General features: G+C 64.4%; 31 protein-coding genes and 1 tRNA gene. 16 read left to right on the plus strand and 16 right to left on the minus strand.

Going from position 1 to position 23,319, the window contains the following annotated elements:
- The first annotated feature begins 736 nt into the window (after positions 1-736).
- Positions 737-1,234, plus strand: a complete 498-nt coding sequence (locus NCS67_RS05630) for a heme-degrading domain-containing protein (RefSeq protein ID WP_034473617.1) — start codon at positions 737-739, stop codon at positions 1,232-1,234.
- An 18-nt stretch (positions 1,235-1,252) separates the two neighbouring features.
- Positions 1,253-1,591, plus strand: a complete 339-nt coding sequence (locus tag NCS67_RS05635) for a DMT family transporter (RefSeq protein WP_008349954.1) — start codon at positions 1,253-1,255, stop codon at positions 1,589-1,591.
- A 6-nt stretch (positions 1,592-1,597) separates the two neighbouring features.
- Here the strand turns inward: NCS67_RS05635 and NCS67_RS05640 are convergent, their stop codons facing one another.
- A complete protein-coding gene (locus NCS67_RS05640; RefSeq protein WP_008349952.1) occupies positions 1,598-1,936 on the minus strand; it encodes a hypothetical protein in 339 nt (112 codons plus the stop codon).
- 303 nt (positions 1,937-2,239) lie between these two features.
- Here NCS67_RS05640 and NCS67_RS05645 point away from each other — a divergent pair, with 303 nt between their 5' ends.
- From NCS67_RS05645 to NCS67_RS05670, 6 genes are all read left to right on the plus strand, one after another.
- A complete protein-coding gene (locus NCS67_RS05645; protein WP_033535792.1) occupies positions 2,240-2,506 on the plus strand; it encodes a hypothetical protein in 267 nt (88 codons plus the stop codon).
- The gene (locus tag NCS67_RS05650; RefSeq protein ID WP_250434753.1) at positions 2,506-2,859 is read left to right on the plus strand and encodes a hypothetical protein; all 354 of its coding nucleotides are present in this window, start codon (positions 2,506-2,508) and stop codon (positions 2,857-2,859) included. The genes NCS67_RS05645 and NCS67_RS05650 overlap by 1 nt, the downstream gene beginning before the upstream one ends.
- Before the next feature lie 152 nt (positions 2,860-3,011).
- The gene (locus tag NCS67_RS05655) at positions 3,012-3,296 is read left to right on the plus strand and encodes a DUF1488 family protein (protein ID WP_008349946.1); all 285 of its coding nucleotides are present in this window, start codon (positions 3,012-3,014) and stop codon (positions 3,294-3,296) included.
- A 211-nt stretch (positions 3,297-3,507) separates the two neighbouring features.
- Positions 3,508-3,690 (plus strand): hypothetical protein, encoded by a 183-nt coding sequence (locus tag NCS67_RS05660; RefSeq protein WP_008349944.1) that lies wholly within the window; start codon positions 3,508-3,510, stop codon positions 3,688-3,690.
- Positions 3,691-3,739: 49 nt separating this feature from the next.
- Entirely contained in the window at positions 3,740-4,435 is a 696-nt protein-coding gene (locus tag NCS67_RS05665) for a TetR/AcrR family transcriptional regulator (protein ID WP_250434629.1), read from the plus strand.
- Complete coding sequence (locus NCS67_RS05670; protein ID WP_034473621.1) at positions 4,432-5,541, plus strand: enoyl-CoA hydratase/isomerase family protein; 1,110 nt, start codon at positions 4,432-4,434, stop codon at positions 5,539-5,541. Before NCS67_RS05665 ends, NCS67_RS05670 begins: the two co-directional genes overlap by 4 nt.
- Before the next feature lie 48 nt (positions 5,542-5,589).
- On the opposite strand, the gene NCS67_RS05675 is transcribed toward NCS67_RS05670, so the two are convergent.
- The 4 genes from NCS67_RS05675 to dusA all read right to left on the minus strand — a co-directional run bounded on the left by NCS67_RS05675 (position 5,590) and on the right by dusA (position 7,691).
- A complete protein-coding gene (locus NCS67_RS05675; protein ID WP_250434632.1) occupies positions 5,590-6,015 on the minus strand; it encodes a hypothetical protein in 426 nt (141 codons plus the stop codon).
- Positions 6,016-6,124: 109 nt separating this feature from the next.
- A complete protein-coding gene (locus NCS67_RS05680) occupies positions 6,125-6,370 on the minus strand; it encodes a hypothetical protein (RefSeq protein ID WP_033535750.1) in 246 nt (81 codons plus the stop codon).
- A 122-nt stretch (positions 6,371-6,492) separates the two neighbouring features.
- Positions 6,493-6,568 (minus strand) — tRNA-His (locus tag NCS67_RS05685).
- 118 nt (positions 6,569-6,686) lie between these two features.
- Positions 6,687-7,691 carry a tRNA dihydrouridine(20/20a) synthase DusA gene (gene dusA, locus NCS67_RS05690; protein ID WP_250434634.1) on the minus strand — a complete coding sequence of 335 codons (1,005 nt, stop codon included), beginning with the start codon at positions 7,689-7,691 and terminating at the stop codon, positions 6,687-6,689.
- 180 nt (positions 7,692-7,871) lie between these two features.
- Here dusA and NCS67_RS05695 point away from each other — a divergent pair, with 180 nt between their 5' ends.
- The 3 genes from NCS67_RS05695 (at position 7,872) to NCS67_RS05705 (ending at position 8,925) form a co-directional block, all read left to right on the plus strand.
- Positions 7,872-8,174 (plus strand): hypothetical protein, encoded by a 303-nt coding sequence (locus NCS67_RS05695; RefSeq protein ID WP_008349936.1) that lies wholly within the window; start codon positions 7,872-7,874, stop codon positions 8,172-8,174.
- A gap of 40 nt (positions 8,175-8,214) precedes the next feature.
- Positions 8,215-8,610, plus strand: coding sequence for a DUF5594 family protein (locus NCS67_RS05700; RefSeq protein WP_008349935.1), 396 nt, complete (start codon positions 8,215-8,217; stop codon positions 8,608-8,610).
- A gap of 111 nt (positions 8,611-8,721) precedes the next feature.
- On the plus strand, positions 8,722-8,925 hold the full coding sequence (locus tag NCS67_RS05705; RefSeq protein WP_008349934.1) for a hypothetical protein: 204 nt from the start codon (positions 8,722-8,724) through the stop codon (positions 8,923-8,925).
- A 25-nt stretch (positions 8,926-8,950) separates the two neighbouring features.
- On the opposite strand, the gene NCS67_RS05710 is transcribed toward NCS67_RS05705, so the two are convergent.
- Complete coding sequence (locus NCS67_RS05710) at positions 8,951-9,976, minus strand: methyltransferase (protein WP_250434636.1); 1,026 nt, start codon at positions 9,974-9,976, stop codon at positions 8,951-8,953.
- Between the two features lie 199 nt (positions 9,977-10,175).
- Here NCS67_RS05710 and NCS67_RS05715 point away from each other — a divergent pair, with 199 nt between their 5' ends.
- Complete coding sequence (locus tag NCS67_RS05715; RefSeq protein WP_008349931.1) at positions 10,176-10,913, plus strand: SDR family oxidoreductase; 738 nt, start codon at positions 10,176-10,178, stop codon at positions 10,911-10,913.
- Between the two features lie 21 nt (positions 10,914-10,934).
- Here NCS67_RS05715 and NCS67_RS05720 read toward each other — a convergent pair whose 3' ends face one another.
- The 5 genes from NCS67_RS05720 to NCS67_RS05740 all read right to left on the minus strand — a co-directional run bounded on the left by NCS67_RS05720 (position 10,935) and on the right by NCS67_RS05740 (position 14,000).
- On the minus strand, positions 10,935-11,396 hold the full coding sequence (locus tag NCS67_RS05720; RefSeq protein ID WP_008349929.1) for a lytic transglycosylase domain-containing protein: 462 nt from the start codon (positions 11,394-11,396) through the stop codon (positions 10,935-10,937).
- 18 nt (positions 11,397-11,414) lie between these two features.
- Positions 11,415-11,753, minus strand: coding sequence for a hypothetical protein (locus NCS67_RS05725; RefSeq protein ID WP_250434637.1), 339 nt, complete (start codon positions 11,751-11,753; stop codon positions 11,415-11,417).
- Positions 11,754-11,757: 4 nt separating this feature from the next.
- On the minus strand, positions 11,758-12,147 hold the full coding sequence (locus tag NCS67_RS05730) for a hypothetical protein (protein ID WP_244808046.1): 390 nt from the start codon (positions 12,145-12,147) through the stop codon (positions 11,758-11,760).
- A gap of 176 nt (positions 12,148-12,323) precedes the next feature.
- Positions 12,324-12,521: a hypothetical protein gene (locus NCS67_RS05735; protein WP_008349923.1), complete on the minus strand. Its 198-nt coding sequence runs from the start codon at positions 12,519-12,521 to the stop codon at positions 12,324-12,326.
- Positions 12,522-12,575: 54 nt separating this feature from the next.
- Entirely contained in the window at positions 12,576-14,000 is a 1,425-nt protein-coding gene (locus NCS67_RS05740) for an MFS transporter (protein WP_250434639.1), read from the minus strand.
- A gap of 177 nt (positions 14,001-14,177) precedes the next feature.
- On the opposite strand from NCS67_RS05740, the gene NCS67_RS05745 reads away from it, so the two are divergent.
- From NCS67_RS05745 to gnd, 3 genes are all read left to right on the plus strand, one after another.
- Entirely contained in the window at positions 14,178-15,230 is a 1,053-nt protein-coding gene (locus NCS67_RS05745; RefSeq protein WP_250434643.1) for an NADP(H)-dependent aldo-keto reductase, read from the plus strand.
- A gap of 289 nt (positions 15,231-15,519) precedes the next feature.
- Complete coding sequence (gene tkt / locus NCS67_RS05750; RefSeq protein ID WP_250434644.1) at positions 15,520-17,613, plus strand: transketolase; 2,094 nt, start codon at positions 15,520-15,522, stop codon at positions 17,611-17,613.
- 5 nt (positions 17,614-17,618) lie between these two features.
- Entirely contained in the window at positions 17,619-18,599 is a 981-nt protein-coding gene (gene gnd, locus NCS67_RS05755; RefSeq protein ID WP_244808049.1) for a phosphogluconate dehydrogenase (NAD(+)-dependent, decarboxylating), read from the plus strand.
- A gap of 61 nt (positions 18,600-18,660) precedes the next feature.
- Here the strand turns inward: gnd and NCS67_RS05760 are convergent, their stop codons facing one another.
- A complete protein-coding gene (locus tag NCS67_RS05760; RefSeq protein ID WP_284504051.1) occupies positions 18,661-19,506 on the minus strand; it encodes an ABC transporter permease in 846 nt (281 codons plus the stop codon).
- Between the two features lie 4 nt (positions 19,507-19,510).
- Complete coding sequence (gene nodI, locus NCS67_RS05765) at positions 19,511-20,473, minus strand: nodulation factor ABC transporter ATP-binding protein NodI (protein ID WP_008349912.1); 963 nt, start codon at positions 20,471-20,473, stop codon at positions 19,511-19,513.
- Positions 20,474-20,786: 313 nt separating this feature from the next.
- Between nodI and NCS67_RS05770 the strand changes: the two genes are divergently transcribed.
- Complete coding sequence (locus tag NCS67_RS05770) at positions 20,787-21,296, plus strand: universal stress protein (protein ID WP_033535751.1); 510 nt, start codon at positions 20,787-20,789, stop codon at positions 21,294-21,296.
- A 35-nt stretch (positions 21,297-21,331) separates the two neighbouring features.
- Here the strand turns inward: NCS67_RS05770 and NCS67_RS05775 are convergent, their stop codons facing one another.
- The 3 genes from NCS67_RS05775 to lexA form a co-directional block, all read right to left on the minus strand.
- Positions 21,332-21,931: a DUF2939 domain-containing protein gene (locus NCS67_RS05775; protein WP_008349909.1), complete on the minus strand. Its 600-nt coding sequence runs from the start codon at positions 21,929-21,931 to the stop codon at positions 21,332-21,334.
- A gap of 99 nt (positions 21,932-22,030) precedes the next feature.
- A complete protein-coding gene (locus tag NCS67_RS05780; RefSeq protein WP_008349906.1) occupies positions 22,031-22,357 on the minus strand; it encodes a hypothetical protein in 327 nt (108 codons plus the stop codon).
- A gap of 197 nt (positions 22,358-22,554) precedes the next feature.
- Positions 22,555-23,232 carry a transcriptional repressor LexA gene (gene lexA, locus NCS67_RS05785; RefSeq protein ID WP_008349903.1) on the minus strand — a complete coding sequence of 226 codons (678 nt, stop codon included), beginning with the start codon at positions 23,230-23,232 and terminating at the stop codon, positions 22,555-22,557.
- Positions 23,233-23,319: the final 87 nt, after the last annotated feature.

Below are 23,319 nucleotides of genomic sequence, written 5' to 3' on the forward strand. Positions count from 1 at the left end.
GTCTCGGGAGCCGCCGCCGCGAGCAAAGCGGCGGCGCAGAGCGTCAACACGGCGACCGACGCGCTCACAAGCGCCAAAGCGAGCGCAAGTTCGCTCTCGAAGAGCGCCGGCGGGTTGCTTTCCAAATGACAATTTTCGGAGCGCCCCTCGGAAGAGTGATCCTTAACTCGTCAACTGCATGCTCAGGCAGACGAATTCGGCTGGCCCGCTGTAGCCCGCTACGCGCGAGCATTGCAACTTCATGAAGTGAGCGATGCCGGCGCTGATTCGGAGCGATGTCAAGCCGCTGTCGAAACGTGAGCCTGATCGCATTACCGTATAACCTGATTTCGTTGCCTTGCCTGGTGAGTTTGGGCCAACCGAAACTGAGAAATGGCTTCCAACCGAGATATGGAAGTCATGAAGAAGAGCCGATTCACGGAAGAACTGATGGTCACGATGCTGCGCGAGACAAACAAGGCGTCGGTCGTAGGTGGCTGAGAAACCCGCTGTGTCCGCAATGCTCGCAGACGACACATTCGCTGTCGCGCAGGCAGCGTCCGTCGCGTTCGGTTTCTGGGGTCGCAATCAGCCTGGTCGGTCAGGCTTGTCGCATCAACGTCGTCCTCGACTTCCAAATCCCAAGTCGCATTTCCACTCCTTCACGACCAACGCAGACATCGCGCCTTCCCCCACGCGTGCGAAAATCTCCTCCACACCCACCATCTTCGCTTCAAGCACGCCAAAGGACCCGTCCATGGACATTCCCCACGTTCTGCAAGCCATCGCGCATCAGGAGCACACGCTCGTGTTCCCGCAATTTCACTCGGAACACGCGTGGCAAATCGGTTCGCAATTGCGCGAGATGGCGCTGGCGCGCGATGCGGCCATCGTCATCGATGTGCGTACCTTCGGGCGCCAGCTTTTCTACGCAGCGCTCGACAACACCACACCCGACAACGCGCGCTGGGTCGAGCGCAAGTCGCGCACCGTCGAGCATTTCCGCCGCAGTTCGTATGCGATCGGCCTCACGCTGCAACAGGCCGGCACGACGCTCGCGGACAAGTACACGCTCGATCCCAAAGCGTTCGCGACGCACGGCGGCGCATTCCCGCTGCGCGTGCAGGGCGCGGGCGTGATCGGTTCCGTCGCGGTGTCGGGACTTCCGCAGCGCGACGACCATCAGCTTGTGGTCGAAGCACTATGCGCCGTGCTCGGCCAGAACTTCGGCGACCTGTCTCTCGGACGCGACTAAAAGAGAGCCCCGACGCCGATGCGCTCAACCGCTTATGTGCTTCTCGCCATCGCGATCGTCGCCGAAGTCATCGCGACTTCCGCGCTGCGCGCCTCCGATGGCTTCACGCGCGCGCTGCCCGCCGCGATCGTCGTGGCCGGATACGGGTTGTCGTTCTATCTGCTGTCGCTGACGCTGCGCGCGTTGCCCGTCGGCATCGTGTATGCGGTGTGGTCGGGCGCGGGCATCGTGCTCATCACGCTCGTCGCAGCGCTGCTCTTCAAACAGACGCCCGATCTGCCCGCGATGCTCGGCATGGGTCTCATCGTCGCCGGCGTGGTCGTGCTCAACGCCTTCTCGAAGATGAGCGCGCATTGATGCGCTTTACTTGCAACGCACGATCATCGAACGGTTCTTGACGTTCGCGGAGACCACGTTGCTGATGCCGCCGCCGGTCGGGCCGCCTTCCTCGTTGTCCTTCGACACGATGTCGTAACCGGTCGCGCCGCATTTCTTGCCGGCGAGCACGTAGCAGCTCGCCCAGCTCGATCCGGCGTCGGCGCCGCTGCAGTTGACCGCGTAGCCGGTCTGTCCATCGGGCAGATTGATGAGCGATGCTTCGTTCGACGACGCGCACGCGCCGAGAGCCGAGATCGCGACGACAGCGCCGAGCGTCGCGACGCGTGCGGAGATACGGCGCAAGCGCCGACCGGATTCCTTCATCTTTACCTCGTGAGAGCGAATTGCGATGCGCGCCGCAGTGCCTCGAGCTTCGCGGCGAGGGCGCGTTTTTTGAGAGACGCATTGTCCCATACGCGCCTTACGCGACACGTAAGCGGTTGTTAGCGCAACCCGCGCGGGCGCGAAGCTTGCGATCAAACCGTGAGAGCGCCCGTACGCGCGTCAAGCCGCCCGATGAACTATTTTCCGGATCGCGCGCCTTATTCATCTGGCGTTTCGGTTGAAATTGCCGCCGATATCGGCGAAAACCGGCGCATGCGCGGCCAATTGAACGGAGGCAAAACCATGGCAGAACGAGTCACGGGGCCATATCGTGGGTATTACATCAGCGCTTCGGCGCGGCTCGTGCAGTCGCACGGCGAAAACGACGGTGAAGCGCCGATCTATGTCGGCTCGGTGAGCCTCGCGCGCGGCGGCCCGGACGATGTCCATCGTTTCGAAGCGCTCGTCGATCTCGGTCCCGAGCGGCGCTTCGCAACCGAAGACGAGGCGCTCGCACACGTCGAGCAGGCCGCGCGCGAATACATCGACCGCTTGCTGCAATCGACGTGATGCGCCCCGTTCATCTTCGACATACCGTGCTGTACGACGTCGCGAACAGCCTGATCGATCTGTTTCCGAGCGGCGCGGACGTCGCGGAAATCGGCGCGGAGCCGACGCCGGCGCTTTTCGTGAGCTGGCGCACGGGCGGCGTGGCGAATCATCCGGGCAATGTCTCGTGGGGCGTGCATTACCGATTCGACGCGCAAGTGTTGCGCGACTATCCGCATCTGTCGCTGGATGCGCGTCAACGCGTGTGCGACCGCGTGCGCGAAATGAGCCGGCTGCTCGACTTCAACTATGCCGATCCGCTTGCAAGCTCGCTGCTCGTCGTCGATGTCGACGAATCCGTGCTCGCGGCATGAGCGGCGCGGCGCTGGACCGCGCGGCGCGAGCGCGAGTACCATAGTCGCCGAATCGATTCGTGCGATCGTTCGCGGCGCCGCGAGCGGACCCGCATCGAACGCAGCGATAGAAGTGATTCCAGCGCTTGAACGTCTTCAGCAACGAGACAATCATGAATATCCGATTCCTTCCGGACGCGCCCGATTACCGCGATTCCAACCTGACCGTCGAGTTCGCCGCGATCGTAGATGGCCGGCGCGTGCCGTGCGCCATTTCGGTCGAAGCGCTCGAAGATCACTTCGGCGCGCAGACCTATGACAGCGCCGGCTGGATCGACGCATTCGATGCGGGCCGCACGCGCATCGAAGCGGTCGCGCGGGAGCATCTGCGCGTGACCAACGGCATGCCCGTGCTCCTGAAAAGCGGACACTTTCCGCCGGGGCGCGTCACCGTCTGACGCACCTTCGTTCATCTCTTACACGGCGCGATGTAAGACCTGCATCGCGCCGCCTCTTTATTCGCGCGGGACACGCCGCGCCTCCTTCCGCGTGATCGCGCAACGGAGTACCATCCATCTATTCGCCGCACGCGATGCGATTCGCTCGGCACATTACTTGCTCAACGCCATGCGCTTGGGCGGTCAAATATAAAAATCGCGCGGGGTCGTCATGCTTCAATCCTTTCTTCACTCACTTGTCGAGTCCAATGCGCTATGGCTCATCTGGGCAGCCGTTGGTGTGCTGATTCTTGCGCTGTGCATCGTGTTCGCGTCGGTCGTGCTGCGCGACTCGGACGAGCCGCTTTATCGCGCGGCTTCGCGACGGGACGACGACGGCAAGATGACCGTCTGAGCGCGCGCCCGCGCGTCGCAATTTGACTTCGAAAGAGGCGGTGCCGACAATGCCTCGCATGGGTTCGCAAGAGCGCCGCACGGAGCAAAGACGCGAGCAGCGCGAGGCGCTGCGCGAGCGCATACTCGAGGTCTCGCGCGAGATCGTGAAGCGCGAAGGCTTTGCATCGCTATCGATGAGAAAGCTGGCCGAGGCGATCGATTATTCGCCCGCCGCGCTCTATCTTCACTTCAAGAGCCGTGGCGATATCGCGCGGGCGTTGCGCGTGGAAGGGCACGCGAGTCTGCGCGACGCGTTCCTCGCCCATACATCGATTGCAGATCCGGCCGCGCGCCTGAACGCGATGGGCCGCGCGTATGTCGAATTCGGGCTGGCCGAGCCCGAGACGTATCGGCTGATGTTCATGGAGCACACGGAGTCCGCGCAGGCAGTCGCCGAGGCCCAGCGCAAAGGCGACGATCACGCGGCGGAGCAAGGCGCGGCGACGCTTTCGCTGATCGCGGACGCGTTCGCCGAATTGCGTGCCGCCGACCGGCTGCCCGCGCACGCCGCGCCGCTCGCGTGCGCGGAAGGCCTGTGGGCGAATCTGCATGGCATCGTCGCGCTGAAGCTGACCGGCGCGGCGCTGCCCGAGACGCCGGCCACGACGCTCGTCGAGTTGTCGCTCGACGCGTGGTTCGCGCCGGCCAACCGAACCGAACCTCGATTCATCTCAGCGAATCGACCCGACACTTCAACACGATGACCACCGAAGACATCCGTATCGACACCGCCAACGGCATCGGCTTCATTGCGCTCGATCGTCCGAAGGCACTCAACGCGTTGACCCCGCCGATGCTGCGCGCGATCAGCGAGGCTTTGCGCGCGTGGCGCCACGATCAGGCGATCCGCGCCGTCATCGTCTATAGCCCGCACGTGCGCGCGTTTTGCGCGGGCGGCGATATCCGCTTTCTGTACGAGTCCGCGCAGGCGGGCGACCGGGCGGCGATCGACGCGTTCTTCACCGACGAATACAAGCTCAATCACGCGATCTTCACGTTCCCGAAGCCGTATGTCGCGGTCGTGAACGGCGTCGTGATGGGCGGCGGCATGGGCATCTCGCAGGGCGCGCATCACACGGGCGGCCTGCGCGTCGTCACGCAATCGACGAAGATGGCGATGCCCGAGACGCGCATCGGTCTCTTTCCCGATGTCGGCGTGAGCTGGTTCCTCGCGCGCACGCCCGGGGCGATCGGCCGTTATCTCGCGGCGACGGGCGCGAGCCTTTCCGCCGCGGACGCGCTGTACGCCCGCATGGCGGACGCTTACCTCGACGACGGCGCGCTGCCGGGCCTCATCGAATCGCTCAGGCATCAGCGCTTTCTCGATGGCGTCGAGATCGTGCGCTTCGTGCAGAACGAAACGACGAAGTACAAGGTCGCGCCGATTCCCGAAAAGGGCGAGCTGGCCGCCGCGCGCACGATGATCGACAAGCACTTCGCGGCGGGCAACGGCGCGTCGATCCTCGCGTCGCTCGAACGCGAGGCGGACATCGGCAACGACTGGGCGAAACGCACGGCCGCCGAGCTGCGCGAGCGCTCGCCGCTGTCCGTCGATGTAGCGTTGCAGCAGGTCGATCGCGCGAAATTCTCGACGATGGCCGAGACGCTGCGCCGCGATCTCGATCTGACGCGCACGATGTTCGAGCGCGGCGATGTGCTGGAAGGCATCCGCGCGCGCATCGTGGACAAGGACAACGAGCCGCGCTGGAAGATCGCGCGCGCCGAGGATGTGAACGCCGCCGATGTCGATCGCATGTTCGAAAGCGCGTGGACGCCCGCGGCGCATCCGCTGCGGCTGTTGAAGGACTGACGCTGTGAAACGCGGCCCGCGCGGGCCGCTTTCGTTTCCGGCGGCGGGTCAGTGCGGCTCGTGACCCGCCATGAACGCGCGCATGAAGACGAGCGCGCCCCAGCCCCAGATCGCATTGGCGATGAAGTTCGGCGCGAGACGCGGCAGCATGTTGCCGCTCGGCCAGATGCCGCGGGCCGGATCGATGACGAATACGCCGACGGCCGTCAGCACGATGCCGCCGAACACGAGTGCGCCGATCCAGGGCGCGCTGCGCTCGGGCGCGACGCGCAGCAGCCACGCCATCAGCACGCCGAAGATCGAACTCCACAGCGCATTCGCGATGAATTCCGGGATGCCGAGCGGAACAAATGGTGCGATGGAAAAGCCGGCCGGATCGACGAGACCGGCTGCGTGCAACAGCGCCAGGGTCGATTCGCGAAAAAAGAGTGCGGCGAGAAAACCGGAAACGAACGGCAGAATGACTTTTTGCATTGGCTAGACCGCTTGGAGCATGAGCACGCGGTAGGCTCCGATTATCGTGACGAGCGCCATTATAGTGGCGTCGCGCGTGCTTCCAGCGCGGGTTCGGGGCCGTTGCGGGTTATTTCGCGATCGCGTCGCTCGCGGGGCTGTGATGCAGCATGCGATCGCTGTTCTGCGGTGGATTCGGGCGCTTCACCGGCATGTTGTCGGGATTGTCGGGGCGGGTGGCGCTCGCGGACGGCGCGCCGGGTGCGCCCGGCGGCTTGACCATTGAGGCACTCTCGTCGGGGCGCGCGGTCTGGGCTTGGGTCGCGAAGGTCGTGGCGAGGAGAAGGGCGGCTGTTGCGAGGTGATGTCGGGACATGATGAGTCTCCGCCAAGGGGAGACTTTCGATGTGCACGGCGCGTGCCCGAGGGGCGTCCGAATCAGAAGCCGCAAAGCAAAAAGCCCAGTCATTCGACTGGGCTTTTTGCATGAATTCTCGGTGGGGTGGCTGATGGGACTCGAACCCACGACGACAGGAATCACAATCCTGGACTCTACCAACTGAGCTACAGCCACCACTGTTACCGCGATCTCGACTGCTTCAAAACCGCTGCAGCAATCAAGAAGCGAGATTATACGAACAATGATTGCGCTTGCCTAGTCCCTTTTAGCATCTTTTTCCGACGGCCACGCATCATGCATCGAGCGCTTCCACCGCCTCGCGTAGGTGAGCCCGCGCTTCATCGAAAATCGTCAGATCGCCCTTCGCGAGACGGCGATTGTCGGACAGTACGCGACGCCATCCGCGCGCGCCGGCCACGCCGCGATACAGCCCGAGCGCATGCCGCGTCACCGCGCCGAGATACGTGCCGCGCGTCAGTTCGCCGCGTGCATAGTCGATGAGTCCCGCCTCGATTTCTTCGCGCGACGGAACCGGCGTATCCGCGCCGTAAAAGCGTGTGTCGACGCCGGCGAGCACGTACGGATTGTGATAAGCCTCGCGCCCGAGCATCACGCCGTCGACGTGCTTGAGATGCTCCTCGACTTCATCGAGCGTCTTGATGCCGCCGTTGATCGAAATCTCAAGTTGCGGAAAGTCGCGCTTCAACCGATACGCATATTCGTACTTGAGCGGCGGAATCTCGCGATTCTCCTTCGGGCTCAAGCCTTTGAGGATCGCGTTGCGCGCGTGCACGATGAACACTTCGCAGCCGGCATCGGCGATCGTGCCGACGAAATCGCGCACGAACTCATATTCCTCGACGGTGTCGACGCCGATGCGATGCTTGACCGTTACCGGAATCGACACCGCGTCGCGCATCGCTTTCACGCAATCCGCGACGAGCTGCGGCTCCTTCATCAGACAAGCGCCGAACGCGCCGCGCTGCACGCGCTCGGAAGGGCAGCCGCAATTCAGGTTGATCTCGTCGTAGCCCCATTGCTCGCCGAGCTTCGCGCTTTTCGCGAGATCGGCCGGCTCGCTGCCGCCGAGCTGCAGCGCAACGGGCGCTTCGGCGGGTGTGAACGCGAGATGCCGCGCGACATCGCCGTAGAGCAGCGCGCCCGTCGTCACCATCTCCGTGTAGAGCCACGTATGACGCGATACCAGCCGATGCAGGGACCGGCAATGGCGGTCGGTCCAATCCATCATAGGTGCGACGGAGACGCGGCGGGGACTGATCTTCGATACGGCTGACATGGGCGACGGCGGCCGCACCTTCATGCGAACCGCTTGAATTTCAAGGGGAATCCGCGATTTTACCGCAGCGCGGCAGTTTGTTCGCGCCGGCCGACCGTTTCGCCCGCGCAAACGTCAGCCGCCTTCGTCCAACAATGCTAGGATTTCGAGATCACCCCAACGACGGCATCGGAGGCAGACATGGCTACTTTGGCGATCGACGGTGTGCGCTGGGTCAACGACCGCGTGACCAGCGTGCGCTGGGGCAGTTTCGATCCGGCCACGAACGACTGGGCCGCGCCCACCACCATCGTGGATGTCCAGCAGGTCGTGGACGCCATCAAGAGCGGCAAGGAAGTCCGCACGCTCTTCAAGCTCGGCGGCCGCGCCTTCCTCGGCCCGAAAGTCAGCGCGCTGCCTTACACGAACGGACACATCGGCATCGAAGCGCGCGTGCAGGACGGTCAGATCGAGAAATCGCTCGAAGACTTGCCCGCCGTCTGACGATGCCGTTGATGCAGTCGAGCGCTCGCGGAGAAGCCCGTTGAACCGGCAACAGGCGCTCCGGTTCGAAACCGAATTCATGCCGCGCATCGTGGAACGTGTGACGCGCGTCGTCGATCACGGCGTGCGCGTCGACATCCTCGGCTACGAAAGCCCGGCCGTGCCGACACGTCTGCATGTCAGCGCCGAACGTGCACCGCGACAGGGCGATGAACATCGGCGCGTTTATCCGTACCCGCTGAACGTATTTCTGACCTGGGACGACGACGAGATCGAACGGCTGATGGGCGCGGGCGGCGAGGCTCGATTCCTGCGTTATCTCGACGCCATCGGCGCGAAGCTCGATGCGTGGCAGGGCGCGCGCGAGGTCGATCTCGCGACGCGCTCGCAGGCGGAACCGTCGGTGCTCTTCGGCGGTCTCGATTTTGAAGCCTGAAGGCGGCCGGCTGCCGCCCGTTAGCGCCCGTTCAGCCGACGCATCGCATCGCCGGTCGATACGCGTCTCGCGCGGCCGGCAGGGCGCATCAACTTGAACGAGGAGGTCGGTATGGCATCGTCGAATGAAGGCGATCTGCGCGCATTCGTGCAGACCGCGGAGCAGGCGGGCGGTTTCGTCTGGGTCATCACGCTCGTCGATTTCGCGGCGCGCGAGGTCAAGCGCGCGCTGGTTTCCGAAGAGAATTTCTCCACCGCCGACGCCGCCCGCGACGCCGGCAACGATCGCCTGAAAGGCATGTCGAACGACCGCTGACGAAGCGTTCAGGCGCGCGGCCCGCTCACTTCGTCGCGATCACCATCGACTCCGCGCCGACGAGCGGTTCGACGCGCGCCGTCGCGAATCCCGCTTGCCGCATCCACGCGCAGCATCGCGCGCCGGTGTAGTCGAAGCCGCCGGGCGTTTCGATCAGCATGTTGAGGCTCATCAGAAGCCCGAAGGCATTCTGACGGCGCTCATCGTCGATGATCGCGTCATACACGATCAACGCGCCGCCCTCCGGCAACGCCGCATGACACTTCGCGAGCAGTTCGAGCTTCTGCGGCAGATCCCAGTCGTGCAGGATGTGCCCCATCACGAGCACATCCGCCGACGGGCACGGCTCCTTGAAGAAATCGCCGGGATAAAAGCGCAGCCGGTCTTGGAGTCCGTGCGCGGCGACGTACGCGTCGAAGACCGGACCCACCACCGGCAGATCGAAGCCGCCGCCCGTCAGATGCGGATGCGCAAGCGCCACCTGCACCGGCAACGCGCCCTGCGCCGCGCCGATATCGATGAACGTGCGGTACTCGCTCCACGGGAACTGTCGCGCGATCGCGTGCGCCGCGCCCATGCTGACGCCGCTCATCGCCTGGAGAAAGCCGCGCAGACGTGCCGGGTCGCTATAGAGCGTCTCGAAGACGTTGCCGCCGTGCTTCGATTCGCTCTGCGGCAGGCCGGTGCGCAGCGCCTCCGTGAGCGAACCCCAGAACGGATAGAGGCGCGCGTTCGCCATTTCCAGCAATCCGCCGACATATGAAGGCTTGTTGCGATCGAGGAAGAAATCGGCGTCGTCGGCGTTCGCGTAGAAGCCGCCCTCGCGCGAGAGCAGGTTGAGCGCGACGAGCGTATCGAGGAAATCCAGCGCGCCGCGCGGATGCAGTGCCAGCGCCTGCACGAGATCGTCGGCCGTTCGCGGGCCGGTCGCCAGTTGCGTGAACACGCCGAGTTCGACCGCCGAAAGCAGCGTCTTCGACGCCCAGAACGCCATCCCCATTTGCAGCAGCCGCTCGGGATTGGGCTGTGCGCCGCGTTGGGCGTCTTGCATGATGCGCCTCCTGTCGGGAAGGAACTGCGTAACTCTAGGAGGCGATCGCGTTCGCTTCAAGGCGCATCTGTGGGGCGCCTCACTCAGACAAAAACTCGTTCGACGATATCGAACGAGTGCGCCGGCCGCGTCGTACGGAAAAGGGCGCACGTCCGACCATAATGCCTTCACACCCTGCAACGTTCACAAGGAGAACGTCATGAAACGCTTCGAAGGCAAGACAGTTCTGATCACTGGCGGCAACAGCGGCATCGGTCTCGCGGCAGCGCAGGCGTTTGCTGCGGAAGGCGCGCGCGTCGTCATCACCGGCCGCGATGAAAGCGCGCTCGCGACGGCACGCGAGTCGCTCGGCGCGAACGCCATCGCGATCCGCAACGTGGCGGGCACGGTAAGCGCTGCGCGCGAACTGGCGCAAGCATTGACCGATGCGAACATCCGGCTCGATGCGATCTTCGTGAACGCGGGCGTCGCCACCTTCGGGCCGTTCACGGACATCGACGAAAAAGCGTGGGACGAAACCTTCGCGATCAACGTGAAAGGACCGTACTTCCAGATCCAGTCGCTCGTGCCCTTGCTGAACGAAGGCGCGTCGATCGTGCTGAACGGTTCGATCAACGCGCATATCGGCATGCCGATGTCATCGGTCTATGCGTCGAGCAAGGCGGCGCTCGTGTCGCTCGCAAAGACGCTGTCGGCGGAATTGCTGCCGCGCGGCGCGCGCGTGAACGTCGTGAGTCCCGGTCCGGTCTCGACGCCGCTCCACGACAAGCTCGGCCTCATCGATGAAGCCGCCGCGCAGCTTCGAAGCCAGATTCCGCTCGGCCGCTTCGGCAAGTCGAGCGAAGTGGCGGCGACGGTGCTGCATTTGGCGTCGCCGGAATCGGGTTTCATCGTCGGCACGGAGATCATCATCGACGGCGGCATGAGCCAGCTTTGAGCCGATGGCCGAGTTGCACCCTCAACGCATCTGGGGCTGCAACTCGCCCCAGTTGACGAGAATCTGCTGGATGCTGCGCGCATAGGCGTCGCGATGTTTCGGCGATTCGGAGTGATACGCGCCGATCGCGCGCCATGTGTTGCCGTGCTTCACCATCTTCTGCTTGAGCAGCCAGGCGGCGACGAAGACGTTGACGCACGGATCGGCGAGCGCGCGATGCGGAATGCCCTGACGCGCGAGATCGGGAAAATGGATCGAGTTGATCTGCAGTTGGCCGATATCGATCGAGCCGTTGGCGTTGCGGTTGAGCGCGGCGGCGTCGCCTTTCGATTCGCGCCAGGCGACCGCGCGCAGCACAAGCGGATTGACGCCCTGATAGGCGCCGGCCTGTTCGAAGCAATCGTCGGCGTGAGCGGCGCGCGGCGCGAGCGACGCGGCGAGCAGCGCGCAGGCGGCCAGCGCCGCGCAAATCGGACGGAACATGGAACGTGGCTCCTTCGATTACGGCGCGAGCGCGATGTCGATGCGGCGCTCGACGTCTTTCATATACGTGCGCGACTCGTCGGACACCACGAGACGCGGCTCGGGTCCGTTGCATTTGCAATCGGCGACGCGGCGCGTTTTCTTCGCTTTCTTGCTCGCGGATTTGGCAGGCGCATCGTCTTCTTCGCCGCTGGAAGGCGGAAGCATTGCGAGCGTCGGCAGCGGCGGATAGACCTTCTGCGCGGCAGGTCCGAGCGCCGCGAGCGTTTGCACGGACGCGGGCGCGCTCACGTCGAGCGGACCGGCGGCGGCGTGCATCGAAAACAGCGCAGTCGCGAGGATGAGAAATGGGCGCATCGCGTCAGCCTCCCTGCGTCGGCTTGATGGACACGCTGTACGGCTGGCGCGCGCCGGCGGTCAGGTTTTCGAGACTGAGCTTGACCGCATGTCGCGCGGGAATGCCTTTCCAGATCGCCTGATTGAGATAGGGAAAGTCCTGCGCGAGCGCGGTGACGAGGATGGTCGTCGGCTGCTTTTGAGCGGCTGCGAGCGCGCCCGCTTTGGCGAGGATCGCGGTGAGTTGCGGGTCGCGGGCGCCGAGCGCGTCAGCGGGAATCTCGAAGCGGATGATCTCGGCGGAAGCCGCCGGTTTTTCGATCTGAGCCGTATTGGCGGCCGGCATCGGCGCGCAGCCGGTCACGACGAGCGCGACGGCGATGGCAAAAAGTGACGCTGCCCACTTCACTGGCATCTCCTGATTGGGTCATGGCGATATGCGAGTTGTCGGCGCGCACGGGCGCGACTTGATAGCCGCGCGCAAACGTTTCGCCAAATAGGAAGACTTGACTCAGAATTTGCCGATTCGGGGAATCAGATCGCGCGGACGTCGGTAATAGATGCCGCGACCTTGCCGTGGTGACGCTTCGATCAGATGCGCCACCACGCGCCGATGCTCGGCTCGGCATCGAGGGCGCGGAGAAAATCTTCGGCGAAGGCGTCGGCGGTGAGTTGCCGCTCGGGCGTGCCGTCGGGGAAATCGTGCGGATTCTTCAGGCCGCGCGCGTGGCGGAGGACGGCAACCGTTTCGGTCAGGGCGGAGAGGGCGTCGAGCGTGTGCGAGTTCATACCGCGGATTACGGCAGGCGCGGCGAAGGCTTGAGCCTTTCCGTCATAAAACCTTCACGCCTTCGGCTTGCGATGCCCGGAAACGAGCGCGCCGGCGTCCTTCGCGAGCCCGAACAGATCGACGACGCCGACGAGCCCCACGAACCCGACGATCAGAAACGCGACGCTGAAATCCTCCGGTCCGATGGAATGGGCATCGTGGCCGTGGATCCATTCGCCGATGCGCAGCGCGATTGCGCCGGCCGCCACGCCGATGCCCATCGTCATCTGGAAGAGCGTGCTCGATAGCGCCGACGCGCCGCTCATCTGCGCTTTCGGCACGTCGGCGAAGGACAGCGTGTTGAGCGCCGTAAACTGCAGCGAACGCGACAGGCCGCTCGCGAACAGCACGGCGACGATCACGAACGTGGGCGTCGAGGGCGTGAGCAGGCTCATCGCGGCAAGCGAGAGCGCGGCGAGCACGCCGTTTACGATCAGCACCGGCCGGAAGCCGAACCGACGCATCACGGGCGTCGTGACGAGCTTCATCGACAGATTGCCCGCGAACACCGCGAGCGTGAGCAGGCCCGAATCGAACGCGTTCATGCCGAAGCCGACCTGGAACATCAGCGGCAGCAGGAACGGCGCGGCGCTGATCGCGATCCGAAAGAGCGAGCCGCCGCCCATCGCCACGGCAAAGGTCTTCACCTTCAGCGCCGACAGATCCACGACCGGATGCGCCGCGCGCCGCAGATGCCGCCACGACGCGATGCCCGCGACGACGCCTACCGCCACCAGCGCGCCGACGAAGCGCCAGTCCACGTCGCTGCGTCCGATCAGTTCCATCGCGTAGAGCAGCGTCGTGCACGCGATGCCGCACAGCGCGAAGCCCGGCAAGTCGAAGCGCCGCGTCGCGTCCTCGTGTTCGTTGCCGATGTAGCGCAGCGTCAGCAGCAAGCCGATCAGCCCGAGGGGCACGTTGAGATAGAAGATCCAGCGCCACGAAGAATACGTCGTGATGAAGCCGCCGAGCGGCGGGCCGATCACCGGCGCGACGAGACCCGGCCACGTGATGATCGCGATGGCGCGCATCAGGCCCTCCTTGGGCGTCGCGCGCAAGACGGCCAGGCGCCCGACGGGCACCATCATCGCGCCGCCGATGCCCTGCAACACGCGCGCGGCGGCGAACGCGGGCAAGGTCGAGGTCGTCGCGCACAGCACGGACGCGGCCGTGAACACCGCGATCGCGCTCGCGAACACGGTGCGCAGGCCGAAGCGGTCGGCGGCCCAGCCGGAAATCGGGATGAACACGGCGAGCGTCAGCAGATACGCCGTGATGCCGAGGCTCATGTCGGCGGGATGCACGTTGAACGAGCGCGCCATCTGCGGCAAGGCGGTGGCGATGATCGTGCCGTCGAGGTTCTCCATGAAGAAGGTCGCCGCGACGAGCATGACGATGAGCGACGAGCCTTTTGTCTTGCGATCGCGTGCTAACGGCATCGGTTGCGTGCTCCTGCCTGACGGGTTGGAAGCTTGCCATTCTAGCCGCGAGAGCAGAGCTTTCGCGCCTATGGTAGGTTTTGCGATTGCCGGAAAATCAGCCAGGCAGCCTGTCCGACAAAGCGCCTGCGGTCTCCCCACAGCGCGCAAACAACTCGTCAACAAGAGGAATGAGCAATGAAGTTTCGGAAACTCGGCGATTCGGGTATCGACGTCAGCCTGATCGGGCTCGGCACCATGACCTGGGGCGAGCAGAACACCGAAAGCGAAGCGCACGAGCAGATCGATTACGCGCTCGCCCAAGGCGTGAATCTCATCGACGCCGCCGAGATGTATCCGGTGCCGCCGCGCCCCGAGACGCAGGGCCGCACGGAGGAATACATCGGTACGTGGCTCGCGAAGCATCCGGCGAAGCGCGCCGATATCGTCCTCGCGACGAAAATCGCCGGGCCCGCGCGCCAGCCGCACAATCCGCGGCATATCCGCGGCGCGGGCAACCAGTTCGATCGCAAGAATCTGAACGAAGCCATCGACGGCAGCCTGAAGCGCCTGCAAACGGATTACGTCGATCTGTATCAGCTGCATTGGCCCGATCGCAGCACGATGACGTTCGGCCGATCCAGCTATCCCTATATCGACGATGAATACACGGTGCCGATCGAGGAAACGCTCGCGGCGCTCGCCGATCTCGTGAAGGCGGGCAAGATCCGTCATGTGGGCGTGTCGAACGAAACGCCGTGGGGTGTCGCGCAATTCCTGCGCGCGGCCGAAACGGCGGGGCTGCCGAAAATCGTCAGCATTCAGAATCCGTACAGCCTCGTGAATCGCACTTACGAGCTCGGACTGTCGGAGTTCACGCACAAGGAAGGCGTCGGGCTGCTCGCGTATTCGCCGCTCGCGTTCGGCTGGCTGTCGGGCAAGTACGAGGGCGGGGCGCGTCCGGCGGGCGCGCGAATCACGCTGTTCGAGCGTTTCCAGCGCTACAGCAAGCCGCAGGCGATCGCGGCGATCACGTCGTACGTCGAACTGGCGAAACGCCACGGACTCACGCCGACGCAACTCGCGCTCGCGTTCGTCAACACGCGCCCGTTCACGACGAGCACGCTGATCGGCGCGACGTCGATGCCGCAGTTGAAGGAGAACATCGGTAGCGTGAACATCGAACTGTCGGACGAAATCCTGGCCGAAATCGACGCGCTGCACGAGCGTCAGCCGAATCCGGCGCCCTGATTTCCTTCGCCGGCTCAAGCATTTGGCGAAGAATTGCATGCCTTTGTCGCGAATGTGTCAGCATTGACGTTCGCGTGCCCGTCGTTTATCGCTCTGTAATACCGGCCTAATTTTTGGCCCGTACTCTGCCGTAACGCCGCCCGAATCCCGCACCCGAGGATTCGCGGCGCGCTCCCGTGTCATTCGCGGTGCGGTACTTTTCGTAAGGCACTGCACTTGCTCGATGGTCCTGGTTGCCCGCTGCGGCGCCCCTCGCCACAGCGCGCTCTTCGCAAAGGAGTCGTCGCTCATGTCTCAAGCAACACCTCAGGCCAAAGATCTCGATCGCCTCACGATCGACACCATCCGCACGCTCTCGATGGACGCCGTGCAGAAGGCCAATTCCGGCCACCCCGGCACGCCGATGGCGCTCGCGCCGGTCGCATTCCATCTGTGGCAGAACCATCTTCGTTACGATCCCGACGCGCCGCTATGGCCGAATCGCGACCGCTTCGTGCTGTCGGTCGGGCATGCGTCGATGCTGCTGTACTCGCTGTTGCATCTTGCCGGCGTGAAGGAGTTCGACGGCGACGGCAAGCCGACCGGCAAGCCCGCCGTGTCGATCGACGATATCAAGCAGTTCCGCCAGCTCGACAGCAAGACGCCGGGCCATCCGGAATACCGCATGACGACGGGCGTCGAGACGACGACCGGACCGCTCGGGCAGGGCCTCGGCAACAGCGTGGGCATGGCGATGGCCGCGCGCTGGAAGGAGAGCCGCTTCAACAAGGGCGACGACAAGCTCTTCGATTACCGCGTCTACGCACTGTGCGGCGACGGCGACATGATGGAAGGCGTGTCGCACGAAGCGGCGTCGCTCGCGGGGCATCTGCGGCTGTCGAATCTCATCTGGATCTACGACAGCAACACCATCACCATCGAAGGCCATACGGAGCTCGCCTACAGCGACGACGTGGAAGCGCGCTTTCACGGCTACAACTGGCACACGCTGCACGTCGACGACGCCAACGACGCGGACGCGCTCGAAGCGGCCATCAACAAGGCGAAGTCGCACACCGACAAGCCGACGCTGATCGTCGTGAAAAGCATCATCGGCTGGGGCGCGCCGAACAAGCAGAACACCGCGAGCGCGCACGGCGAGGCGCTCGGGGAGGAAGAGGTCAAGCTCGCGAAGAAGTTCTACGGCTGGCCGGAGGACAAGCAGTTCTACGTGCCCGACGGCGTCATGCAGCACTTCGCCGACGGCATGGGCGCGCGCGGCAAGAAGCTGCACGCCGAGTGGAAGCAGCGCTTCGACGCCTACGAGAAGGCCAATCCGGAACTCGCGAAAGAAGCGTGGCAGATGCTCGAAGGCGAGCTTCCCGACAACTGGGACGCGGACATCCCGACCTTCGAGGCGGACGCCAAGGGCCTCGCGACGCGCGATTCGTCCGGCAAGGTGCTGAATGCGATTGCGCCGCGCGTGCCTTGGCTGATCGGCGGCGCGGCAGACCTGTCACCATCGACGAAGACGAATCTGAAGTTCGAAGGCGCGGGCAGCTTCGAGCACGACAGCTACGGCGGACGCAATCTGCACTTCGGCATCCGCGAGCACGGCATGGGCGCGGTCTGCAACGGCCTCGCGCTGTCGGGCTTGCGTCCGTACGGATCGACGTTCCTGATTTTCAGCGACTACATGAAGCCGCCGATCCGCCTGTCCGCGATCATGGAAGTGCCGGTGATCTACGTGTTCACGCACGATTCGATCGGCGTCGGCGAAGACGGTCCGACGCATCAGCCGATCGAGCAGCTCGCCTCGCTGCGCGGCGTGCCGGGCCTGTGCACGCTGCGTCCTGCCGACGCGAACGAAGTCGCAGAAGCGTGGCGCGTCGCGCTGACGCATCCGAAGGAGCCGTCGTGCATCGTGCTGACGCGCCAGCCGCTGCCGACGTTCGACCGCAAGAAATACGCGTCCGCCGAAGGCGTGAAGCGCGGCGCCTACGTGCTCGCCGATACCGAAGGCGGCAAGAAGCCCGAGGTGCTGCTGCTCGCGACGGGCAGCGAAGTGTCGCTTTGCGTCGAGGCGTACGAGAAGCTGACAAGCGAAGGCGTCGCGGCGCGCGTCGTGTCGATGCCGTCGTGGGACATCTTCGAGAAGCAGGATCTCGCGTACAAGGAATCGGTGCTGCCGCCGGACGTGCATGCGCGCGTGTGCGTCGAGCAGGCCGCGACGCTCGGGTGGGACCGCTACGTCGGCCGCCTCGGATCGCAGATCGTCATGCACACGTTCGGCGCATCCGCGCCATTGAAGGCGCTGAAGACGAAGTTCGGCTTCACGCCCGAAGCGGTCTACGACGCCGCGAAGAAGCAGATCGAACGCGTGAAATCCAACGGGAAGGAGTGACCATCATGCAGATCGGCATCGTGGGACTGGGGCGCATGGGCGGCAACATCGGGCGGCGGCTCATGCGCGGCGGACATACGTGCGTCGTGTACGACCACAATCCGGAGGCCACCGAAGCGCTCGCGAGCGAAGGCGCGACGGGCGCGAAGGATCTCGGCGATCTCGTCGCGAAACTGACCGCGCCGCGCGTCGTCTGGCTGATGCTGCCGGCGGGGAAAATCACCGAAGACACGCTCAACGATCTGCACAAGATCCTCGGCGCGGACGACGTGATCATCGACGGCGGCAACAGCTTCTACAAGGACGATATCCGCCGCGCCGCGCAGTTGCGCGAGCAGGGCATCCATTACGTCGATGTCGGCACGTCGGGCGGCGTGTGGGGCCTGACGCGCGGCTACTGCATGATGATCGGCGGCGACGAGCCGGTCGTGCGCCGCATCGATCCGATTCTCGCGACGCTCGCGCCGGGACGCGGCGACATTCCCGCGACGCCGGGCCGCGAAGGGCGGGATGCACGCGTCGAGAACGGCTACATGCACTGCGGGCCGGTCGGGTCGGGGCATTTCGTCAAGATGGTGCACAACGGCATCGAATACGGACTGATGCAGGCCTATGCCGAAGGCTTTCACGTGCTCGAGCGCAAGGACTCGACGGAACTGCCGGAGAACGAGCGTTACTCGCTCGATCTCGCCGATATCGCGGAAGTGTGGCGTCGCGGCAGCGTGGTGTCGTCGTGGCTGCTCGATCTGACCGCGGGCGCGCTCGCGGGCGACGGCTCGCTCGACCGCTATTCCACCGAAGTCGCGGACAGCGGCGAAGGACGATGGACGATCGAAGCGGCAATCGAGGAAGCGGTGCCGGCGCAAGTGCTGTCGGCGGCGCTGTACACGCGGTTCCGTTCGCGCGATGCCGAATCGTTCCCGGAACGCATGTTGTCCGCGATGCGCTTCGGCTTCGGCGGGCATCACGAGTTTCCGGTGAAGTAGCGCGCTTTCCTTTTCGGCGATGTCAAAACGGCGATCGGCTTTCGAAGTCCATCGCCGTTTTTCATTTCATCATGCGCCGCCTGAAAAGCCACGCGCACAGGAAGAACGGCACGACCGCATACGCGCAGAGCACGAGCGCATGCAGCGCGAAGCCGTCGAACGGGCGGCCGAGCATCGCCGGACGGATCAGCTCCACAGCGTGATACAGCGGCAAGACCTGCGTGACGTGTTGCGCGATCGCGGGCAGTTGCGCGATGGGAAAGAAGACGCCGGAGAGCAGGAGCATCGGCGTGAGCGCGAGCGTCTGATAGAACATGAAGAAGTCGTAGCTCGGCGCGAGCGCGGTGACGACCATCGCCGTGCTGGCGAACGCGAGTCCTGTCAGCACGATGACCGGCAACGCGATCAGCATCGACGGAAAGCTCGCATAGCCGAGCGCGCCCGCGACGATCATGATCGCCACGCCCGACAGCACCGACTTGCTCGCGGCCCAGACGATCTCGCCAAGCACGATATCGCCGAGCGTGAGCGGCGTGTGCATGATCGCTTCCCAGGTGCGCTGAACGTGCATGCGCGAGAAGCCGGAGTACATCGATTCGAAGCTCGCGGACATCATCACGCTCGACGCCGCCGTGCCCGCCGCGAGGAACGCGATATACGATACGCCGTCGACGTGCCCGACCATCAGGCCCAGACCGAGGCCGAGGCCGAAGAGGTAGATCATCGGATCGGCGAGATTGCCGATCATCGAGGCGATCGCGCGTTTCTTCCAGACGAGATAGTTGCGCCGCCACACGGACATCCAGTGCGTGGCGTTCGCGGGCAACGCGCTGGAAAGCGGCGTGAGGTTTTGTGCGCGCTTCGGCTCGCGCTGTTTGTCGATGCGGGATCGTTCGAGCGTATCCATTGGCTCAGTCCACCATCTCACGTCCGGTGAGACGCAGGAAAACATCTTCGAGATTCGCCGGACGATGCAGATAGCGCACGTCCGCGCGGCCCTTCACGCGCGCATGCACGGGCTGCGGATCGTCGACGTAGCAAAAGAGCGTCTCGCCGCTCACTTCCATGCGCGCGACGAGCGGCGCAAGCTCGGCGGCGAGCGCTTGCGGATCGGGTCCGTAGATTTCGATCACGTCCGAGCCGATCACCGATTCGATCAGCTCGCGCGGCCGTCCTTCGGCGATCTTGCGGCCCTCCTCGATCACGCACAGGCGATCGCAGAGACGCTCGGCTTCTTCCATGAAATGCGTCGTCAGCAGGATGGTCTTGCCGCGCGCAAGCAGCGAGCGCAGACGCTCCCAGATCAGATGCCGCGCTTGCGGATCGAGCCCGGTGGTCGGTTCGTCCATCACGAGCACATCGGGATCGTTGACGAGCGCGCGCGCGAGCGTGAGACGCCGCTTCATGCCGCCCGACAACTCGCCGACGCGCGCATCGGCCTTGCTCTCCAGCCGCGCGAACTCCAGGAGCGACGGTACGAGCGCATCCATGCGCGCGCCCGTCAGGCCGAAGTAGCGGCCGAACACCGTCAGATTTTCGCGGACAGTGAAATCGGGATCGAGATTGTCGAACTGCGGTACGACGCCCACGCGCTCGCGGGCGAATCGGGCGCGCGCGGGCACCGGCTCGCCGACGAGACGGATCGCGCCGCTATCGGGCGAAGTGATGCCGAGCAGCATCTTGAGCGTCGTCGTCTTGCCCGCGCCGTTCGGTCCGAGCAGTCCGAAGCATTCGCCGGGCCGCACATCGAACGACAGGCCGTCGACGACCGTGCGCTCGCCGTAGTGCTTCCTTACTTCGCTGAATTCGATGGCGGGTGCGCGGTTTCCATCGGCGTCGCGTGTAGCGCTTTGTTGCAAAGATTGATCAGTCATGCATCTGTGCGCAGGGAAAGCCGGATGAGGGAAATCCAGCGGGCTAGTGTAATCCATTGCACCAAGGCGGCGCTTGGCGTGCAACCGCATGCTGCGCGGGCGTGTCAAACCCGTGCGGGGCGCGTCGAACCGGTTCCGGCCGAAAGTGCCAGAGGCTTGTCCGTCGACGTTTTTGTGGTTCTGGCACGGTGCGAGCTAGCGTGTTCGCGCCGGTAAGCGTTTTCCAGCGTTGTCTCCCATGGGACGACGCACGATGATGAATCAACGCCGCGGGCAAGCCGCGCTCAACGGCACGTTGGCCAGGGAGGTCAAGATGGAGAGCTACCGAAAAATCCTGCTGTGCTACGACGGCTCCAGAGAAGGCCGCAAGGCACTGCGTCAGGGCGCCAATCTCGCGCTCGACCTGAATGCGGAGACGCATGTGCTCGCGGTGGTGGATATGCGCTCGAGCATCGCGCAGAGCGCCGGACTGCTAACCGACATGGCCTGCGGACGCTTCGAAGAGGCCGCGCGCGACATCCTGCAAGAGGGCGTCGAATGGCTGCGCGAGCGTGGCCTTCAGGCACAGGGACATTTCGCGTTCGGCCATCCGATCGACGAAATCGCGGCGCTCGCCGACAGCCTTCAGGTCGATCTCGTCGTCGTCGGGCATCGCTGCCGCAGCGGCCTCGCGCGCTGGTGGATGGGCGCGGGCAACACGCCGCTGCTGGATCGCGTGAAGTGCAGCATCCTGGTTGCCGTCTGTCAGGCCGGTGAATCGGCCGAAGCGGAAGACGAAGCGGCGTACGCGGCGAAGCCCGTCAAGGCCGAAGCCGGGGCGTGATGCGGTGCGAAGCGTGAACCGCGACGCTTGACGCGTCAACCGTTGAGATCGACCGCGACGAGCTTCCACGACACGAGCCCGTTGCGGTGGAAGATCGCGGAGTAGCGCGCATCGCCGGCGCCGTGTTGATACGTGACGACGAACGTGTTCAGGCTTCGATAACCCGCCGTCGTCTGCGGTGGTTCTTTCGGCGGCTGCCGTGCGGCCGTGACGCCGGACGCGGGCGCATTCCCCGCATTCGCTGGTGCGCCGTCGCCAGCTTGCGGCGGACGCTCGCCCGGATCGCCGCGCGGCGGGATGCCGTTCAGAATCGCCGCGACGCCGTCCGGTGTGGCATACGAATCCACCAGCGGACCGACGAGCGCCGCGCCGATCATCGCACCGATGATCGCGAGCGGATTCCCGCTCTTTTGAATATCCACGCGACGCGTGAGCAGCGCCGCGATCTGGTCCTTGAGGCTCGCGCGCAGCGCCGGAAAATCGACGTATTCGTTGACGGTTTGCGCATCCCGGGCATCGGCCGCGCGCTTCACGCGATCGAGTGCGATGTAAGGCGATGCGTAAACGAAACCGAGCGCCGCGACGATAACCAGGACGACGAGCGTAACGACAATAGAACGGGTAGTGCGGGACATGCTTGGGCCAAGCCTCTTGCAAAACGTGAATTACGGATTGACCGCCCGGGCGCCGGTTAAATCCCGTGAATTCACGTCGTGCGTGCGATGGCGTTCCATTCAGGCGAGGATTCCGCCGGCCAGCCCGGCATTTTCCTCGGCGATGCAGCGGTCGATCATGCGCGAAACCTCGTCGATCTTGCCCACCAGAATCACGCGCGATTGCCCGCGATACACGCGCACTGGCGCGCGCTGCTCGGCCTCGGCGTGCACCGTGCTGTTGAGGGAAACGCGAGCGAAGGCCGGCTGACGGGACGGCAACGCGGGCATTTCGTTGAAGAGATCGGGCGTGGCTTCGGCGCGCGGCATGCCGCAGGCGATCAGCGTGCGCAGATGGCGCAGGCGGCCGAATTGACGGAAGGGCAGCAGACGGGCAAAACGTTCCATGATGACTCTCCAGACGATAGGACGCACCGCGGCGCACCGCGCGCGGTGGCCGTCATGCTTGTTGTGTTGTGAGACGCCTGAATCAGGTGTCGAAAGCGGTTGGTGAGGCTATCTTGCGATGTCAATGAGACATTTCGTGTCTCGGTGCGAAAGTAATGTGCTTCGACTTTCGTGCCATGCCCGTTCGCGGGCCAACATCAGAACTCGCCGGAGCGGATCAGCCCGACGGCAATGCCTTCAAGCGCGAAATCGCCGCTGCCGGCGCGCACGAAGATGTTTTCATACTCGGGGTTTTCGGCGATGAGTTCGACGCCGTCCGCGCGCCGTTTCCAGCGCTTGACCGTGACGTCGTCGCCAAGACGCGCGACGACGATCTGTCCGTCTTTCGCTTCGTTGCGCTTTTGCACGGCGAGAAGATCGCCGTCGAGAATGCCTGCGTCGCGCATCGAGAGGCCGCGCACCTTCAACAGATAGTCCGGCTTGCTGGAGAAGAGCGCGGGGTCGCACGCATAGTGCTGCGAGATGTGCTCTTGCGCGAGGATAGGACTCCCCGCCGCGACCCGGCCGACGAGCGGCAGAGACAATTGCATGATGCTCTGATGCGGCAGCGTGAACTGATGCGGCAGCTCCTCGGACCGATCGATGCGAGATGCATCGCCGAGCAGCCGGATGCCGCGCGACGAACCCGCCGCCAGCTCGATGACGCCCTTGCGGGCCAGCGCCCTGAGGTGCTCCTCGGCGGAATTGGCCGAACTGAAGCCGAGCTCCGCCGCGATCTCGGCGCGCGTGGGCGGAAAGCCCGTGCGGTCGATCGCGCGCTGGATGAGTTCGAACACCTGCTGCTGCCGCGCGGTAAGTTTTGATGTTTTGGTCACTGGCTCGAGCCCCTGATGCACTGTATGAATGGACAGGTGACTGTATTTTTATACAGTATTTGTTGCTTTTCAAGCTTTACTTTAAGT

This window comes from Caballeronia sp. ATUFL_F2_KS9A, from assembly GCF_023630765.1.
In the GTDB taxonomy this organism is placed as follows: Bacteria; Pseudomonadota; Gammaproteobacteria; order Burkholderiales; family Burkholderiaceae; genus Caballeronia; species Caballeronia zhejiangensis.